This window comes from Streptomyces sp. NPDC054842 (genome assembly GCF_053611025.1).
Genome location: NZ_JBSGZN010000085.1, coordinates 523 through 16,422, shown reverse-complemented (window position 1 = coordinate 16,422; position 15,900 = coordinate 523). Strand labels below are relative to the sequence as shown.

The 15,900-nt window shown below is 72.2% G+C and carries 14 protein-coding genes; 10 read left to right on the top strand and 4 right to left on the bottom strand.

The features are described 5' to 3' along the window. Positions 1-76 precede the first annotated feature (76 nt). Together ACWGIS_RS35640 and ACWGIS_RS35635 are read left to right on the top strand one after the other, a co-directional pair. Positions 77-2,722, top strand: a complete 2,646-nt coding sequence (locus tag ACWGIS_RS35640) for a cellulose binding domain-containing protein (protein ID WP_453366663.1) — start codon at positions 77-79, stop codon at positions 2,720-2,722. 378 nt (positions 2,723-3,100) lie between these two features. Beyond that, positions 3,101-3,292 carry a hypothetical protein gene (locus tag ACWGIS_RS35635; RefSeq protein WP_453366662.1) on the top strand — a complete coding sequence of 64 codons (192 nt, stop codon included), beginning with the start codon at positions 3,101-3,103 and terminating at the stop codon, positions 3,290-3,292. An 88-nt stretch (positions 3,293-3,380) separates the two neighbouring features. On the opposite strand, the gene ACWGIS_RS35630 is transcribed toward ACWGIS_RS35635, so the two are convergent. Both ACWGIS_RS35630 and ACWGIS_RS35625 read right to left on the bottom strand, forming a co-directional pair. Further along, positions 3,381-3,962: a hypothetical protein gene (locus tag ACWGIS_RS35630; RefSeq protein ID WP_453366661.1), complete on the bottom strand. Its 582-nt coding sequence runs from the start codon at positions 3,960-3,962 to the stop codon at positions 3,381-3,383. A gap of 192 nt (positions 3,963-4,154) precedes the next feature. Beyond that, positions 4,155-5,129: a helix-turn-helix transcriptional regulator gene (locus ACWGIS_RS35625; protein ID WP_453366660.1), complete on the bottom strand. Its 975-nt coding sequence runs from the start codon at positions 5,127-5,129 to the stop codon at positions 4,155-4,157. 180 nt (positions 5,130-5,309) lie between these two features. On the opposite strand from ACWGIS_RS35625, the gene ACWGIS_RS35620 reads away from it, so the two are divergent. Further along, a complete protein-coding gene (locus tag ACWGIS_RS35620) occupies positions 5,310-5,759 on the top strand; it encodes a hypothetical protein (RefSeq protein ID WP_453366664.1) in 450 nt (149 codons plus the stop codon). 68 nt (positions 5,760-5,827) lie between these two features. On the opposite strand, the gene ACWGIS_RS35615 is transcribed toward ACWGIS_RS35620, so the two are convergent. Further along, positions 5,828-6,565, bottom strand: a complete 738-nt coding sequence (locus tag ACWGIS_RS35615) for a class I SAM-dependent methyltransferase (RefSeq protein ID WP_453366659.1) — start codon at positions 6,563-6,565, stop codon at positions 5,828-5,830. 4 nt (positions 6,566-6,569) lie between these two features. Beyond that, positions 6,570-6,875, bottom strand: a complete 306-nt coding sequence (locus ACWGIS_RS35610) for a 4a-hydroxytetrahydrobiopterin dehydratase (RefSeq protein ID WP_453366658.1) — start codon at positions 6,873-6,875, stop codon at positions 6,570-6,572. A 120-nt stretch (positions 6,876-6,995) separates the two neighbouring features. Here ACWGIS_RS35610 and ACWGIS_RS35605 point away from each other — a divergent pair, with 120 nt between their 5' ends. The 7 genes from ACWGIS_RS35605 (at position 6,996) to ACWGIS_RS35575 (ending at position 15,787) form a co-directional block, all read left to right on the top strand. Further along, positions 6,996-7,826 carry a helix-turn-helix domain-containing protein gene (locus ACWGIS_RS35605; RefSeq protein WP_453366657.1) on the top strand — a complete coding sequence of 277 codons (831 nt, stop codon included), beginning with the start codon at positions 6,996-6,998 and terminating at the stop codon, positions 7,824-7,826. A 110-nt stretch (positions 7,827-7,936) separates the two neighbouring features. Further along, positions 7,937-8,800, top strand: coding sequence for a helix-turn-helix domain-containing protein (locus ACWGIS_RS35600; protein ID WP_453366656.1), 864 nt, complete (start codon positions 7,937-7,939; stop codon positions 8,798-8,800). A gap of 209 nt (positions 8,801-9,009) precedes the next feature. Continuing rightward, positions 9,010-11,760, top strand: coding sequence for an AAA family ATPase (locus ACWGIS_RS35595; RefSeq protein ID WP_453366655.1), 2,751 nt, complete (start codon positions 9,010-9,012; stop codon positions 11,758-11,760). Between the two features lie 129 nt (positions 11,761-11,889). Beyond that, positions 11,890-12,723: an alpha/beta fold hydrolase gene (locus ACWGIS_RS35590; RefSeq protein WP_453366654.1), complete on the top strand. Its 834-nt coding sequence runs from the start codon at positions 11,890-11,892 to the stop codon at positions 12,721-12,723. A gap of 34 nt (positions 12,724-12,757) precedes the next feature. Further along, positions 12,758-13,231: a Dps family protein gene (locus ACWGIS_RS35585; RefSeq protein WP_453366653.1), complete on the top strand. Its 474-nt coding sequence runs from the start codon at positions 12,758-12,760 to the stop codon at positions 13,229-13,231. 46 nt (positions 13,232-13,277) lie between these two features. Next, a complete protein-coding gene (locus tag ACWGIS_RS35580) occupies positions 13,278-14,423 on the top strand; it encodes a serine hydrolase domain-containing protein (protein ID WP_453366652.1) in 1,146 nt (381 codons plus the stop codon). 524 nt (positions 14,424-14,947) lie between these two features. Next, positions 14,948-15,787 (top strand): alpha/beta fold hydrolase, encoded by an 840-nt coding sequence (locus ACWGIS_RS35575; protein ID WP_453366651.1) that lies wholly within the window; start codon positions 14,948-14,950, stop codon positions 15,785-15,787. Positions 15,788-15,900: the final 113 nt, after the last annotated feature.

Here is a 15,900-nt window from a genome sequence, read left to right as displayed (position 1 = left end):
GTCCCTCGCCGCACCGAGGGACCGCCCGGCCTTCGCGTCCTTTCACGCCCCTCGTCCCTCCGGAGAGGACCCCACCGTGCGAAGAACCCGCATCCTCACGGCCGTACTGGCCCTGGCCGCAGGGCTGTTGGCTGGCTCCCCGCCGGCCGCGGCGGCCGAGGCCCCGGCGCGGACGGCCGCCGACACCTACACCTGGAAGAACGCCCGTGTCGACGGCGGCGGCTTCGTCCCCGGCATCGTCTTCAACCGCTCCGAGAAGAACCTCGCCTACGCCCGCACCGACATCGGCGGCGCCTACCGCTGGGCGCAGTCGTCGAAGACCTGGACGCCGCTGCTCGACTCGGTCGGCTGGGACGACTGGGGGCACACCGGAGTCGTCAGCCTCGCCTCCGACCCCGTCGACCCCGACCGGGTGTACGCGGCCGTCGGCACGTACACCAACGGCTGGGACCCGGGGAACGGCGCCGTGCTGCGCTCCGCCGACCGCGGGGCGAGCTGGCGGAAGGCCGACCTGCCCTTCAAGCTCGGCGGCAACATGCCCGGCCGCGGGATGGGCGAGCGCCTCGCCGTCGACCCCCACCTCAACAGCGTGCTCTACCTGGGGGCGCCCAGCGGCAAGGGCCTGTGGCGGTCGACGGACTCGGGCGCGAGCTGGTCACGGGTGGCGGAGTTCCCGAACGCCGGCACCTACGTCCAGGACCCGGCCGACACGAGCGGCTACGCCAGTGACAACCAGGGCATCGTGTGGGTCACCTTCGACGAGTCCACGGGATCGCCCGGACACGCCACGCGGACCCTGTACGTCGGGGTCGCCGACAAGGACAACGCGGTCTACCGCTCGACGGACGGCGGCGCCACCTGGTCCCGCCTGCCGGGGCAGCCCACCGGATACCTCGCCCACAAGGGCGTCCTCGACGCCGGGAACGGCTACCTGTACCTCGCTTACAGCGACAAGGGCGGCCCGTACGACGGCGGAAAGGGGCGGCTGTGGCGCTACGCCACCGGCACGGGGACCTGGACGGACATCAGCCCGGCGGCGGAGGCCGACACGTACTACGGCTTCAGCGGGCTGACCGTCGACCGGCAGCACCCCGGCACGGTGATGGCCACCGCGTACAGCTCCTGGTGGCCGGACACGCAGATCTTCCGCTCCACGGACCGCGGCGGCACCTGGACGAAGGCGTGGGACTACACCGCCTACCCGGAGCGCTCGAACCGCTACACGATGGACGTCTCGTCCGCGCCCTGGCTCTCCTGGGACGCCAGTCCCGCACCGCCCGAACAGGCCCCGAAACTGGGGTGGATGACCGAGTCGCTGGAGATCGACCCCTTCGACTCCGACCGGATGATGTACGGGACGGGTGCCACCGTCCACGGCACCGAGGACCTGACCGGCTGGGACCGCGGGGCGAAGTTCACCATCAGGCCGATGGTCCAGGGGCTGGAGGAGACCGCGGTCAACGACCTCGCCGCTCCCCCGTCCGGGGACGCCCGGCTGTTCAGCGCGCTCGGTGACATCGGGGGCTTCCGGCACACGGACCTCACCAAGGTGCCGCCGAAGATGTACACCTCGCCGAACTTCACCACGACCACGAGCCTGGACTACGCGGAGAAGGACCCGGGGACGGTGGTGCGCGTCGGCGACCTGGACTCCGGCCCGCACGTGGCGTTCTCCACGGACAACGGCGCCAACTGGGGTGCGGGCGGCGACCCTTCGGGGGTGACCGGCGGCGGCACGGTCGCCGCGGCCGCCGACGGCAGCCGCTTCGTGTGGAGCCCCGAGGGCACCGGGGTGCGGTACGCGACCGGGCCCGGCACATCGTGGTCGGCGTCGAGCGGCATCCCGGAGGGAGCGGTCGTCGAGTCGGACCGGGTGGACCCGAAGACGTTCTACGGCTTCAAGTCGGGCAAATTCCACGTCAGTTCGGACGGGGGAGCCACGTTCACCGCCTCGTCGGCGACCGGTCTGCCCGCCGGTGACAGCGTCCGCTTCAAGGCCCTGCCCGGCACGAAGGGGGACGTCTGGCTGGCGGGCGGCGCGAGCGACGGCGCGTACGGGCTGTGGCACTCGACCGACGGCGGCTCCACGTTCACCAAGCTGGCCGGGGTCGACCAGGCCGACACGATCGGCTTCGGGAAGGCGGCACCCGACGCCTCGTACCAGACGCTGTACACGAGCGCGAAGATCGGCGGCGTACGCGGCGTCTTCCGCTCCACGGACAGGGGCGCGAGCTGGACCCGCGTCAACGACGACGCCCACCAGTGGGGCTGGACCGGCGCCGCCGTCACCGGCGATCCGCGAGTGTACGGACGGGTGTACGTGTCGACCAACGGGCGCGGCATCGTCTACGGGGACATCGCCGGCACCGGGGACGGCGACGGCACCGGTCCGGAGCCCACGGGCACCTGCGCGGTGACGTACCGGGTCACGAACCAGTGGGCGGGCGGCTTCCAGGCCGACGTGACGCTGGTCAACACGGGTGCCGCGCCCTGGACGGGCTGGTCGCTCGGCTGGAGCTTCCCGGACGGCCGACGGATCACCCAGATGTGGAACGCCGACCCGGCGCAGTCCGGCCCGGCGGTCACGGCGAGGAACGTCTCCTGGAACACCCGCGTGGCACCGGGGTCCGCGGTGAACTTCGGCTTCACGGCCACCTGGTCCACCACCAATCCCAGACCGGCCGCGTTCAGGATGGGCGAGGAGGTGTGTGCGGCGGGCTGATCCGGGGAGACCACCGACACGTGGGCGGCGGCTGTCGGGCCGGTACGGCGCTCGCGGAGGGGCTGGACCGACCTCCTCCCAAAGCCTTCCGGCACGTAGTCACACGGCTACTCGGGAGCCTCGCCCGTGACGGGCGGGGCTCTTGCCACACCTGGTTTGTGGCCCTCCTCACAGACCTGTCGGTAGGCCTTGCTGCCCGCTGAACCGCTGGTCACGCTGCCGCCAACCCGGTGCGAGACTCTGGAGGTCGCGGTGGTGTGTCCGAAGTGCCAGTCGCCGAACGTGCGGCGGCTGCGCGGGTATTAGGAGGATCTTCCGGCGGAGTCGCCGAACCGGTCGCGGTACGCGCCGCCGGACGCGCCGGACGGGCAGCCCCTGGTGGCCTTCGTCGCGGTCGTCGCGGGGATCGCGCTGGCGGTCTCGGGCGACGCGCTGCTCGGGCTGGTCGTCGCGGCGGTGGGCCTGCTGTGGGGTGCGGCGATGCGGCGGCGGTCGACTCTCTACCAGGGGTCGCTGACCACATACAACGCGTCCCGGATCTGCCTCGCCGAGGACTACGTGTTCGCGTGACGGTACGCGCGAACGGCTCCCTGGTCTCCACGGCGCCGGCGGTATGGGAACCGCCGGCGCCGGAGAGGCCGCGGGGCGAACGCGCGCGCTACTTGATGGTGCCGGTCCAGTTCGGCTCGTCACCGAAAGCGTCGTCGCTCTTCATCCACGCGTCGTCCATGCGGGCCACCTCGACGACGACTTCCTTCCCGTCGGCCTTGGGCAGCGAGTACTCGCCGGTGTAGGTGCCGGAGCGGCTCGGAGCGAGGCGCCCGGCCATCTGCTTGGACCCCTTCTCGACGTAGATGAACGTGGTCTCCCCGCCGGTGGTGGCACCTTGAGGGTTGAAGCTCCAAGAGTCGAGGTCGACGGGCTTGCTCGTGCCGTTCTCGACGGTCCACGTGACGCGGAACGCGGTCTCGTCGGCGTCCGGCCGGTCATCGAATTCGCCGAAAGCGGTGACCTTGGCGATGCGGTCGACAGTGACCTTCACTCCGTCGGTGTAGCGGAACGTGTCGCCGACGGCGAGTTCCGTGTCGGGCTTGTCGTCTTCGGTCGGCTCGTCCGCCGCATCCTTCTCGTCGTCGGTGTTCGTGCCTCCACCATTGCTGTCGGCCTTCGTCCGGCTGTCGGCTCGTTCGGCCGTGCCCTGGTCACGGTCGCCGCAAGCGGAGACGAGCGGGAGGAGCATCGCAGCCAGGACGACTGCGGCTCGGAATCGGATGTGCACATTCCCCCCTGAGAAGTTGAACGACAAATGGAGGACCCGTGAAGACCGGACATGGTTGTGCTGAAAGCGCCAGGCGTTTCGAGACTGCGGGCGACGCCACGGAGAGCGCGCCTGCAAGGTCAGCCGAGGCTGGCCGCAAGAGCCCTGTTCCTCTCAGGTGCCTCTCGGAGCACCGGAGTTGGCGTACCGCTCGGCCAGGGCGCGGACCGTGTGGGCGATCCGGTCGCGCAGTTCGGTCGGCTCCAGTACCTCGATGTCCGTGCCGAGGCCGAGGAACTCGTCGTGGGCCCGCTCGACGGACTCGACGGGGACGACGGCGCGCAGCCAGCCGTCGGGCTCCGGGCGGCCGTTCGTCTCGACGGCGCGGGCCGCCGGGCCTGGCAGCCGGGTGACGGCGCCCGGTGCCAGGCGGACCACCGCCTCGGCACGGTGCAGCCCACGGTGGAAGTCCCGCTGGTACGCGGTCCAGTAGGCGGCCAGATCGAAGTCCTCCCGGCGGGTGAACTCCTCGTCGGACGGCGCCAGTTCGAGGATCTGGTCGACGCGGAACGTTCGCGGTCCGGGCCCGGCCACGACGTACCAGCGGCCCGCCTTCAGGACCAGGCCGTACGGTTCCAGGCGCCGCTCGACGTCGGTGGGCGCGCGCCAGCGGCGGTAGCGGACGTGCAGGACCCGGCTGTTCCACACGGCGTCGGCGACAGCCGGCAGGTACGGGGTCGGGTCGCCGTCCGCGTACCAGCCGGGCGCGTCCAGGTGGAAGCGGCCGGCGACCCGGTCGGCGTGCTCGCGCAACGGCGGTGGCAGGGCGGCCCGCACCTTGAGCTGGGCGGCGGCCAGGACCGGGCCGAGGCCCAGCTCGCCGGCGGGGCCCGGAACGCCCGCCAGGAAGAGGGCCTCGGCCTCGTCGGCGTTCAGGCCCGTGAGGCGGGTGCGGTAGCCGTCGAGGAGCCGGTAGCCGCCCGCGTGGCCGGCGTCCCCGTAGAGCGGGGCACCGGCGGCGTGCAGAGCCTCCACGTCCCGGTAGACCGTGCGCACCGAGACCTCCAGCCGCTCGGCGAGTTCGGCCGCGGTCATCCGCCCCCGGGTCTGGAGCAGGAGCAGGATCGACACGAGGCGCGCTGACTTCACCCGTGCAGAATCCCAGATCCGTGCGGGCTCCACTGACAGAGGGTGTCAGGGAAGGCGTCCTAGCTTCGCCCCATGACCTCCACGCACCAGCCCACCGCCACCGGCGTGACCGTTCCCGCGCGCACGCCCGCCTCACCGGTCCCACCGGCCGGCGCGAACTTCTCCGAGAAGCTGCTGACCGTGCCGCCGCCCATCGAGGTGGCCGGGCGGTGGATCAAGCGCTACCACGTCACCGCCGACCCGGCGGGCATCGCGCCGGACGTGCAGCGCGCGGCGTACGCGATGCTGCCGCGGCTCCTCCCGGAGGCGGACGGCACCCCGCACGCGACGTTCGTCGTGCTGCACCGGGGCGGTGACGACGGCGCGTACCTCAACGCGTACAGCTGGGTGTGGGACAACGTCCTGCACTTCCGCGGCGCGGCGGCGGGCCAGCCGGTGCTGGGCTGCCCGGACCGCGACCCGGCGCACTTCGTCACCCTGGAACGCCCGTGGATCGGCTGCGTGTGGGAGCTGCCGCCCGTTCTGCACGAGCGCGACGCCTGGGTGCGGCACGTGCTGGCGCCCGGCTCCCCCGACCTCGGCGCCTACCTCGGGGACTCGCTTCCCGAGGGCACCACGGGCGACCGCTGAGGCTGCCCGCCCGGGTCCGGCACGGCGGGGCGGAGCCGCTCCTCACCGGCAGGCCGGGACCGCCCCGTTCACACCTTGCGGAACGCCCGCAGAGTGAACGTCGGTTCACCGCGCGGCACTTGCTGGCCGGGCAGCGCTTCGAGCCGCTCGACGAGGCGCTCGGTCAGCGGGTCGCCGGGGGCCAGGTCGAACCAGCCCTGCCGCACGCCCGCCACCGCGCGGCGGGGGCTGCGCCCCTGGCCGTGTCCCCGGAAGCGCGCCTGCCCGGCGGGCACCAGACGGTGCTCCGCCGCGTACGCCGCGACGCGCCCGGCCCGGTCCCGGGCGGCGCCGCGCGCCCGCCCGGCCAGTACGGCGTCGATGTCGCTGCCCACGTCGTGAGCGGCGTCCTTGTCGACGGTGGTGACGTAGACGCCGCCCGGCCGCAGCACCCTCGCGCACGCGGCGACGACCGCCCGCACGTCCTCGGCGCCGTCCAGCAGGTGCAGCAGCCATACCGAGGTGACGGCGTCGAACGAGGCGTCCTGGAAGGGGAGTCGGCGGCTGTCGGCGAGGACCACGGCACCGGGGACCCGCTCGGCCGCCAGCCGGGCCATGGCGGGCGCCGCGTCCACGCCCGCCACCCGCAGCCCCGGCCGCCCCGCCGCGAGGCGACGCGTCACGATCCCGGTGCCGCAGGCGACGTCGAGCAGGCTGCGGGCGCTCCCGGGCACCAGCCCCAGCACCGCGTCGGCGGCGGCCTCCGCCCGGGGCTCGCCTCCCCGGGTCGCGTCGTAGGCGCCGGCTTCCTTGTCGTAGTCGAGCACACCCTCAGCGTGCACCGTGCGCGGCGGCCAGCGCCTCCACCCTGAGGGCGAGTTCCACGTCGAGCGCGGTGACCGCGCCGCCGACGCTGTGCGTGTTCACGGTGAGGGAGACGGTGTTGTAGCCGAGGGTGAGGTCGGAGTGGTGGTCCAGCTCCTCCTGCACCTGGGCGATGTGCACGACCATCGCGGTCGCCGCGAAGTGTGAACCGAGCTGGTAGGAGCGGGCGATCCGGTCCCCCTCGAGGGACCAGCCGGGCAGCTCCGCCAGACGGGCCTCGATCTCCTCCTGCGACAGCGGCTGGACGGCCATGACCTGGGTCCTTCCTCACGACGGAGTGCGCACGGGCTGCGGCCCAGCCTGCCACAGGGAACCGGGCCGGACCCGGCCACGGGCGCCCGGACACGCCCGGCGCTCGGTTACGGTCCTCCCATGACCCGAGTCGCCCCCGGTGCCGCCACGCTTCCGACCGCTCCCCCCGGCAAGGGCGTCGGCCCCCTGCTGCGCGGCTGGCGGGAGCAGCGGCGGGTGAGCCAGCTGGAGCTGGCGCTCCGGGCGGGCTCCTCCGCCCGCCACATCAGCTTCGTCGAGACGGGCCGCTCGCGGCCCAGCGAGGAGATGGTCCTGCGTCTCGCCGAGCACCTGGACGTGCCCGTCCGCGAGCGCAACGCCCTGCTGCTGGCGGCCGGTTACGCGCCGCACTACCCGGAGACCCCGCTCGGCGACCCGGCGATGGACGCGCTGCGCCAGGGCATGGAGCGCCTCATCCAGGGTTACGAGCCGTATCCGGCGCTCGTGGTCGACGCCACCTACACCGTCCTCGCCTCCAACCGCGGCATCACCATGCTGCTCGACGGCGTCCCCGAGTTCCTCCTCGAACCCCCGCTGAACGCGATGCGGCTCACCCTCCATCCGCAGGGGCTGGCTCCCCGCATCCGGAACCTGCGCGAGTGGCGGGGCCACCTGCTCGCGCAGATGGAGCGCCAGATCGCCCTGCACCGCTCGGAAGCGCTGCGCGCCCTGTACGAGGAGGTGGCGGCCCACCCGGTGCCGGAGCCCGAAGCCGGTGACGAGGCCGCCGAGCCCGTCGCCCACTTCGCGCTGCCGCTGCGGATCGAGCACGAGGGGCGGGTGCTGTCGTTCGTCTCGTCCATCTCGACGTTCAACACCCCGATGGACGTGACCGTCGCCGAGCTGGCCATCGAGACGTTCCTCCCGGCCGACCCGGCCACCGCCAAGTACCTTCAAGGGACGCACATCTGACGGTCCGTCGGGGTTGTGCGCGTGACGGATGCGATACGTCTCGCCCCGTGAGTGTTCCGGGGGAACATGACACACTGCCCGGGTACTTCGGCGCGTGGGGAGGCGTGGCGTTGAGTGAGCGGCGGGCGGCGCCCACCGTCGGGCAGGTGATCCTGGGCCGGCGGCTCCAGGAGTTGCGGGAGGCCGCCGGGCTGCGGCGCGAGGAGGCGGCGCGCGTGCTGCGCGTGGCCCCGGCGACCGTACGGCGCATGGAGACGGCGGAGGTCGCGCTCAAGATTCCCTATGTGCAGGTGCTGTTGGGGACGTACGGGGTGCCCGACGACGAGGTGGCGGCCTTCGTCGCGCTGACCGAGGAGGCGAACCAGGCGGGCTGGTGGCAGCGGTTCCACGACGTGCTGCCGGACTGGTTCAGCATGCACATCAGCCTGGAGGGCGCCGCCCGGATGATCCGGTCGTACGAGCCGCACTTCGTGCCGGGGCTGCTCCAGACCGAGGAGTACGCGCGCGCCGTGATGGAGGCGGGGACCGTCGGGCAGACGGACCCCGCGGGGATCGAGCGGCATGTCACGCTGCGCATGACCCGGCAGAAGCTGCTCACCCGCGAACAGCCGCCCCGCTTCTGGGTGATCATGGACGAGACCGTGCTGCGGCGCCCGGTGAGCACGCGCGGACAGGTCATGCGCGACCAGATCGACCGGCTGCTGGAGGCGACCGAGAACGACGACGTCACGCTCCAGATCGCCGAGTACGCGGACGGCCCGCACCCGGGGACATACACGTCCTTCACCCTGTTCCGTTTCGCGGAACCGGAGTTGCCCGACATGGTCTACAGCGAGTACCTGACCGGCGCCCTGTATCTCGACTCGCGCCAGGAGGTGGCCCTGCACCTGGAGGTGCTCGACCACATGTCGGCGCGGGCGGCCTCCGCCGAGCGGACCAAGACGCTGCTGCGGCAGTACCGCGAGAGCTTCTGAGCCCGTCCCGCCGTGATCCCGGCGGCGGCTCGGTCTCGCGGATGCGGACAGCGGTCGTTTCCGCTCGGCAGCATGCATACCATTGCATGAGGGGCATCCAGGTCAGGCTTCCAGATCGCCCGCCAGTGGAGATGCCGCCGGGTCGCCTGGTTCCGCGAGGACGCGGAGCCGCTGGGTGCTGGGGAGGTACAGAGAAACGGGGGTGCGGCATGCATCGGCGGACGCTGCTGGGTCGCGATGCGGAGCGTCGCGCGCTGGCTGTCCTGGTCGAGCAGGGGGCCGCCGGTTCGGGCGGCGCGACGGTGATCACCGGCGCGCCGGGGATCGGCAAGTCGGCGCTCGTCGCGGAGGCCGCGGACGCGGCAGCACGCGGCGGGACCCGTGTGATCACCGCTGTGGGGGTCCAGTCGGAGGAAGACCTGCCCTGTGCCGGCCTGCACCAGTTGGTTCACCAACTGCGCGACGGGATCGACGACTTGCCGGGACGTCAGCGCAGCGCGCTGCTCGCGGCCGTCGGGCTCGTCGACGAGGCCGTACCCGACCTGTACCTCGTCGGGCTGGCCGCGCTGACCCTGCTGACGGACGCGGCGGCGAAGGCGCCACTGCTGGTGGTCGTCGAGGACGCCCACTGGATGGACCGTGCCAGCCTCGACGTGCTCGGGTTCGTGGCGCGGCGGATCGAGTCCGACCCCCTCGTTCTGGTCGCCGTCACCCGGCGCCTCGACGACCGCCTCAGCAGTGCCGGCCTGCCTGTGCTGCACCTGGGCCCGCTGACGGACGAGGTGTCGGGTGAGGTGCTGGACACGGTGGCCCCCGGACTGGGGCAGCAGGTCAGACGGCGGCTGCTGGAGGAGGCCGCCGGGAACCCGCTGGCGCTGACCGAGCTGCCGGTCGCGCTGCAGTCGGTCGGTGGGGCGTACGCGCTCAACCCGGGTCCGCTGCCGCTGACCGCGCGGCTGGAGCGGACGTTCACGGCACGGGTCTCCCGCCTGCCGGCCGACACCCGTGCGGTCCTGCTCCTCTCGGCCCTCAACGGTGACGGGACGATGGACGAATGCCTCGCCGCGGCGACCCGAATGCTCGGGACGGCGGTCGACGTCGGTGCTCTCCAGGCAGCGATCGACGCGGGCCTGGTGGAGGCTCAGGGGCAGGTCTTCAGGCACCCCCTCATCCGCTCGGCGATGCACCACGCCGCCACCGCCGCGGAGCGCCAGGCCGCGCACGCCGCGCTGACCGCGGCGCTGCAGGGGCAGCCCGATCGGCAGGCATGGCACCGTGCCGCCGCCACCGCCGGTCTCGACGAACGAGTGGCGGGGGATCTGGACTCCACTGCCGGCAGAGCCCTGCGGCGAGGCGGTGTCGCCGCAGCTCTTGCCGCGCTGAGACGGGCGGCGGAGCTGACGAAGGACCCCTCCGCGCGGGCGGACCGGCTGCTCCGGGCGGCGGAACTCGCGCTGGAGTCGGGCCAGGGGGATGTCGCGACGCATCTGCTGACCCAGGCGCGCTCACTGGACCTTTCGGTCCGGGACCAGGGCCGCGCGGCCTGGGTGAGCATCGCACTGGCCGAGGGGACGCGGGGCGAGGGCGCCGCGACCGCCGAGCTGGCCGAGCTGGCGGTCGAGATCGCCGCCGGCGGCGAGTCGACGCTGGGGCTGCGCATGCTGTGGAGCGCGGTCCTGCAGTGCTTCTGGGGAGAGCCCGGCCCGGCCGCCCGCGAGCGGGTCGCCGCCGCTGCCGACCGGATGCCCGTGCCCGCCGACGACGCCGACCTGGTCGCTCTGCGGGCGTACTCGGCGCCGGTCGAGCGGGGGGAAGGGGTCATGGAGGGCCTGGCGGGTCAGTTGGAGCGCTCGTCGGAGAACGCGGAGGGGGACCAGCTCCTGGGGGCCGCCGCCGTGACGGTGGGCGCTCCCGCCCTGGCGAGCCGGTTGACGGCGAGGTCGCTGGACGCCCTGCGAGCTCAGGGCAGGCTGTCGATGCTGGCCCGCGCCCTGTGCGTCCAGGCGGGGAGCGCCGCACGGCTCGGTGACGTGCGCGCTGGTTCCCTCGCCGCGGAGGAGGCCGCGTCGCTTGCCCGCGAGACCGGTCAGCCTCTTGTGCACGCGATGGTGAATGCCATCCGCGCGCAACTGGCCGCTGTCAGCGGCGACCCGGCGGCAGAGGCATGGGCGGCGGAAGCCGAACGCGAGGCCCTTCCCAGCGGAGGGCGCCCGGTGCTGGCCATCATGCAGATGGCCCGCGGGCAGGCGGCACTCTGCCAGGGCCGCTACGGCGACGCGTTCGGCCACCTGCACCGCGTCTTCGACCCGGCCGACCCCGCCTTCCACTCCTGGCTGCGCTTCTACGCGGTCGCGGAGCTGGTCGAGGCGGCGGTGCGCAGCGAATCCGCGGGGGTGGCACGCGACATCGTGCGGGAGCTGACCCCGCTCGGGGAATCGACGTCTTCGCCCGCCCTGCTCTGCGGTTTGCGACTGGGCCGGGCTCTGCTGAGCCCGCAGGACGCCGCCGAGCCGCTGTACAGGGCGGCCGTGGACGCCGTCCCCACGGACTGGCCGTTCGAGGGGGCGCGGGCGCGCCTCGCCCTGGGCGAGTGGCTGCGTCGTCGCCGACGGCCCGCGGAGTCCCGCGTCGCCCTGCAGGCCGCACGCGAGATCTTCGACGCGCTCGGCGCGTCGGCATGGGCGGAGCGGGCACGGCAGGAGCTGCGCGCCGCGGGCGCGTCGTCCCCCCGCCAGGATCCGGCCGCGGTCGACCGGCTGACCTCGACCGAGCTGCATGTCGCCCAGCTCGCCGCACAGGGTCTGACGAACCGGGAGATCGGCGAGCGGTTGTACGTCTCGCCCCGGACGGTGAGCACCCATCTCCAGCGGATGTTCCCCAAACTGGGGGTCACGTCCCGCGGCGAACTCGCCTCGGTGCTGGGCGGCACGACGACGTACCCCGAAAGCGCAGCGTCATGACGTACGCGGAAGACGCAGCACCATGACGTACGTCGAAGCCGTAGTCCGACGGACGCGGTCCGACCTGCTTGCTTCCTAGGTTTGTGCCATGCCCGGTCCGCACACGGCGGACGGGCGGGAAGGCACACCATGGGAACCATCACCGTCGGCACTGAGGGTTCGACCGGCATCGATCTCTACTACGAGGACCACGGGTCGGGGCAGCCGGTCGTCCTGATCCACGGTTACCCGCTGGACGGGCAGTCGTGGGAGAAGCAGACCGATGCGCTGGTCAAGGCCGGCTACCGCGTCATCACCTACGACCGCCGTGGCTTCGGCCGGTCGAGCAAGACCATGACGGGCTACGACTACGACACCTTCGCCGCCGACCTGGACACCGTACTGACGCATCTGGACCTGCGTGACGTGGTTCTCGTCGGGTTCTCGATGGGCTCGGGCGAGGTCGCCCGCTACCTCGGCGTCCACGGCTCGGAGCGGGTGGCGAAGGCGGCGTTCCTCGGTTCGCTCCAGCCGTTCCTGTTGCAGACGCCGGACAACCCCGCCGGTGTGCCGCAGAGCGTCTTCGACGGCATCGCGGAGCAGGCGGAAGCCGACCGCTACGCCTGGTACGAGAGCTTCTTCGTGGACTTCTTCAACACCGACGAGACGCTCGGGTCACGGCTCAGCGAGGCCGCGCTGCGGGCGAACTGGGCCACCGCCGTCGACTCGGCGCCCGTGGCGGCGTACGCGTGCGTCCCGGCGTGGCTGACGGACTTCCGGGCCGACGTGGAGCGCATCGACGTGCCGTCGCTGATCCTGCACGGGACCGCCGACCGCATCCTGCCGATCGACGCCACGGCCCGCGAGTTCCGCCGCCGCCTGCCCGACGCGCGGTACGTCGAGATCGACGGCGCTCCGCACGGGCTGCTGCTCACCCACGCGGCCGAGGTCAACGCCGCCCTGCTGGACTTCCTCGCCGCCTGAGAGCCGGCACCTGTCACGAAAGGACCGCACCCCTGTGCCGGTTGTCAACAACCCTCTGCCCGAGCGCGACCGCGAGACCGCTGGTGCGGCGCTGCAGGCGACTCTGGCCGATCTTCTCGACCTGTCCCTGGTGGCCAAGCAGGCCCACTGGAATGTGTACGGCCCGCGCTTCCGCTCGGTTCACGTCCAGCTCGACGAGGCGGCCACCGTCGCCCGGAATCACGCCGACACGGTGGCCGAGCGCGCGGCCGCCCTGGGCGTCAGTCCAGACGGACGGGCCGGGACCGTCGCGGGAACCAGTGGCGTGCCCGCTTTTCCGCCGGGCTGGACCAAGGACAGTGACGCCGTCGAGGCCTTGGTGTACGCGCTCTCCGCCGTGACTGAAAGGCTGCGTGAGCGCGTCGTGGCGATGGGCCCGGTGGATGTCGTCACCGAGGATCTCCTCGTCGGACTGACGGCCGATCTCGAGAAGCAGAGCTGGATGTTCCAGGCGGAGAACCGGGCCTGATCAGGGGGCGGGAGTCGCAGAGTTGTCGTCCGAAGTGGAGAAATGCATGGGTGTCGAGGGAACGAGCACAGACCGATTCGAACCGGTACGCGCGGTGCTGGGGGCGCACCTCGAAGCCGGCGAGGAGTTGGGGGCGTCGATCGCCGTCGATGTGGACGGGGTCATGGAAGTCGATCTGTGGGGTGGCCACGCGGACGAAGCACGGACCGTTCCGTGGCACCGCGACACGGTGGTGAGTATGTGGTCGACCACGAAAACACTCACCAACCTCGCGGCTCTCATCCTCGTCGACCGGGGCGCGCTGGATCTGTACCGCCCTGTCGCGCACTACTGGCCCGAGTTCGCCGCCCGGGGAAAGGAGCACATCGAGGTGCGTCACGTCCTGGCGCACACCTCGGGACTCTCCGGCTGGGAGCAGCCCTTCTGCATGGACGATCTCTACGATCGGCCTGCCGCGAGTGCCCGGCTGGCCGCTCAGGCACCCTGGTGGGAGCCGGGCACCGCTTCGGGCTACCACGTGCAGACCCAAGGGCAACTGGTGGGAGAGCTGGTCCGGCGGGCCAGTGGTCGTTCCCTGACGGAGTTCGTCGCCACCGAGATCGCCGAACCGACGCAGGCTGACGTCCAGATCGGCGCGCGACGGGCCGACTGGCCGCGTATCGCCGGTCTGGTGGCCCCCTCGCAGCTGGGCGGTATACCCACGGGTCTCGATCCCCAGGGGATCTTCACCAGGACGCTGCTCGGAAGCCCCGCGCGTGACGAGCACGTCGACACCCCGCAGTGGCGCTCCGCCGAACTCGGAGCCGTCAACGGACACGGCAACGCACGTGGCCTGGCCCGAGCGCTCTCCGTCATCTCGCGGCGCGGCCAGGTCAACGGCCGCCGGCTTCTCTCCGAGGAGACGGTGGACAAGGTGTTCGACGTACAGGCCGACGGAGTCGACCTGTTCCTGGGCGTTCCCGTCCGCTGGGGCATGGGCTACGCACTCGCCGATCCGAGGACGATGCCGCACATGCCCACCGGGAGGATCTGCTTCTGGGTCGGTCGAGGCGGTTCGATCGTCATGATGGACCTCGACCGGCGCGTCACGTTCTCCTACACGATGAACCGGGTGGGCGACGGGATCCTCGGCTCGGAGCGCACGCACAGCTATCTGAAGCATGTCTACGAAGTCCTGGAGCGTACCGGCTGAGGTGTAAGCCGTGGGCTCCGCGCGCGGCGCTCCGGCACACCGTCGAGCATGCCGTCGACCGTCTCAAGAACGGAGCGCCGTCGTCCGGTTGGAGGGGAGCTTGCTCCCTCATCCGGGTTGCAGCCTCCGCACCCACACCACGGTGCGACGCGGCGACGGCCATGGGCTCGGTCACGCCGGGAAGCCGCTGCCCGCGCCACGTCGCACCGCCGTCCGAGTCCGCGAACGATCAGTCCGCCGGCGGATGAGCCGGTCCTGTCGCCCCCTCGTAGAACAGGACGACTGCGCTCCTCGCCCGGTGGACGGGCGGGGCCGAAGCCTCAGGATCACCCTCGGGTGCAACCCGGCAGCCGCTCTCCCGGCTGCCGCCCACCAGCGCTCCGATCCGCGCCGCTCACACGGCGCAGACGGACGCACGTCAACCAGGTACCGGCGAAGCGACCCGGGCCTGTTTCTCGACGTACCCAGACGCATCGCGTTTCGGTCCGTCGGGCACCATCCATCGAACAAGAGGGATTTCACCCATGCGCAACACCCGCCTCGTCCGTCCGGGCCGCAGATCCGCGCTGCTCGGTGTCACCGCGGCCGTCGGTCTGTCCGTCGCCGCCGTCACCCTGCCCGCCGCGGCCGACGCCACGCCCCACCACCCCGTACGTCCGACGATCGTGCTGGAACACGGAGCGTTCGCCGACGCCGCGAGCTGGGACGGTGTCGTCGCCAGGCTGCAGCGTGCGGGCTACCCGGTGGTGTCCGCCGCCAACCCGCTGCGTGGTCCGGCGACCGATGCCGCTTACCTGCGCAGCGTCCTCGACCACATCGACGGGCCCGTGGTCTTGGTCGGTCACTCCTACGGCGGCACCGTCATCAGCCAGGCCGCCGCGGGCCTCGAGGGCAAAGTGAAGGCGCTGGTCTACATCGCGGCGTTCCTGCCGGACGAGGGCGAGAGCTCGATCGGACTGACGGACAAGTTCCCCGGCAGCACCCTCGGCCAAGCCGTCGAGTCCGTCAACTACGCCCTGCCCGACGGCGATCAGGGCGCCGACGTGTACATCAAGCCGGAGAAGTTCCGCAGCCAGTTCGCCGCAGACGTGCCGAAAGACAAGGCCGGGCTCATGGCCGCAGGGCAGCGTCCGATCGCTGCCGCCGCTCTGGAGGAGAAGTCCACCCAGGCCGCCTGGAAGACGATCCCCTCCTGGTCGCTGGTGACCACGGAGGACCGCAACATCCCGGTGGCCGCCCAGCGCTTCATGTCAGCCCGGGCCCATGCCCGCACGACGACCATCGACGCGTCACACGCGGTATCCGTATCCCGCCCCGAGGCCGTCACCCGCATCGTCCAGCAGGCGGCCCGCACGGTCCGATGACCGAGGCCCGCCGGTCAGGCCGGTCAGGCCGGTCAGGCCGGTCAGGCCGGTCAGGCCGGTCAGGCCGGTCAGGCCGGTCAGGCCGGTCAGGCCGGTCAGGCCGGTCAGGCCGG

Coding starts and splice junctions, on each gene's coding strand:
- ACWGIS_RS35630 (WP_453366661.1), bottom strand. CDS start 3,962: ATGCTCCTCCCGCTCGTCTCCGCTTGCGGCGACCGTGACCAGGGCACG.
- ACWGIS_RS35610 (WP_453366658.1), bottom strand. CDS start 6,875: ATGGCCGTCCAGCCGCTGTCGCAGGAGGAGATCGAGGCCCGTCTGGCG.
- ACWGIS_RS35605 (WP_453366657.1), top strand. CDS start 6,996: ATGACCCGAGTCGCCCCCGGTGCCGCCACGCTTCCGACCGCTCCCCCC.
- ACWGIS_RS35595 (WP_453366655.1), top strand. CDS start 9,010: ATGCATCGGCGGACGCTGCTGGGTCGCGATGCGGAGCGTCGCGCGCTG.
- ACWGIS_RS35590 (WP_453366654.1), top strand. CDS start 11,890: ATGGGAACCATCACCGTCGGCACTGAGGGTTCGACCGGCATCGATCTC.
- ACWGIS_RS35580 (WP_453366652.1), top strand. CDS start 13,278: ATGGGTGTCGAGGGAACGAGCACAGACCGATTCGAACCGGTACGCGCG.
- ACWGIS_RS35575 (WP_453366651.1), top strand. CDS start 14,948: ATGCGCAACACCCGCCTCGTCCGTCCGGGCCGCAGATCCGCGCTGCTC.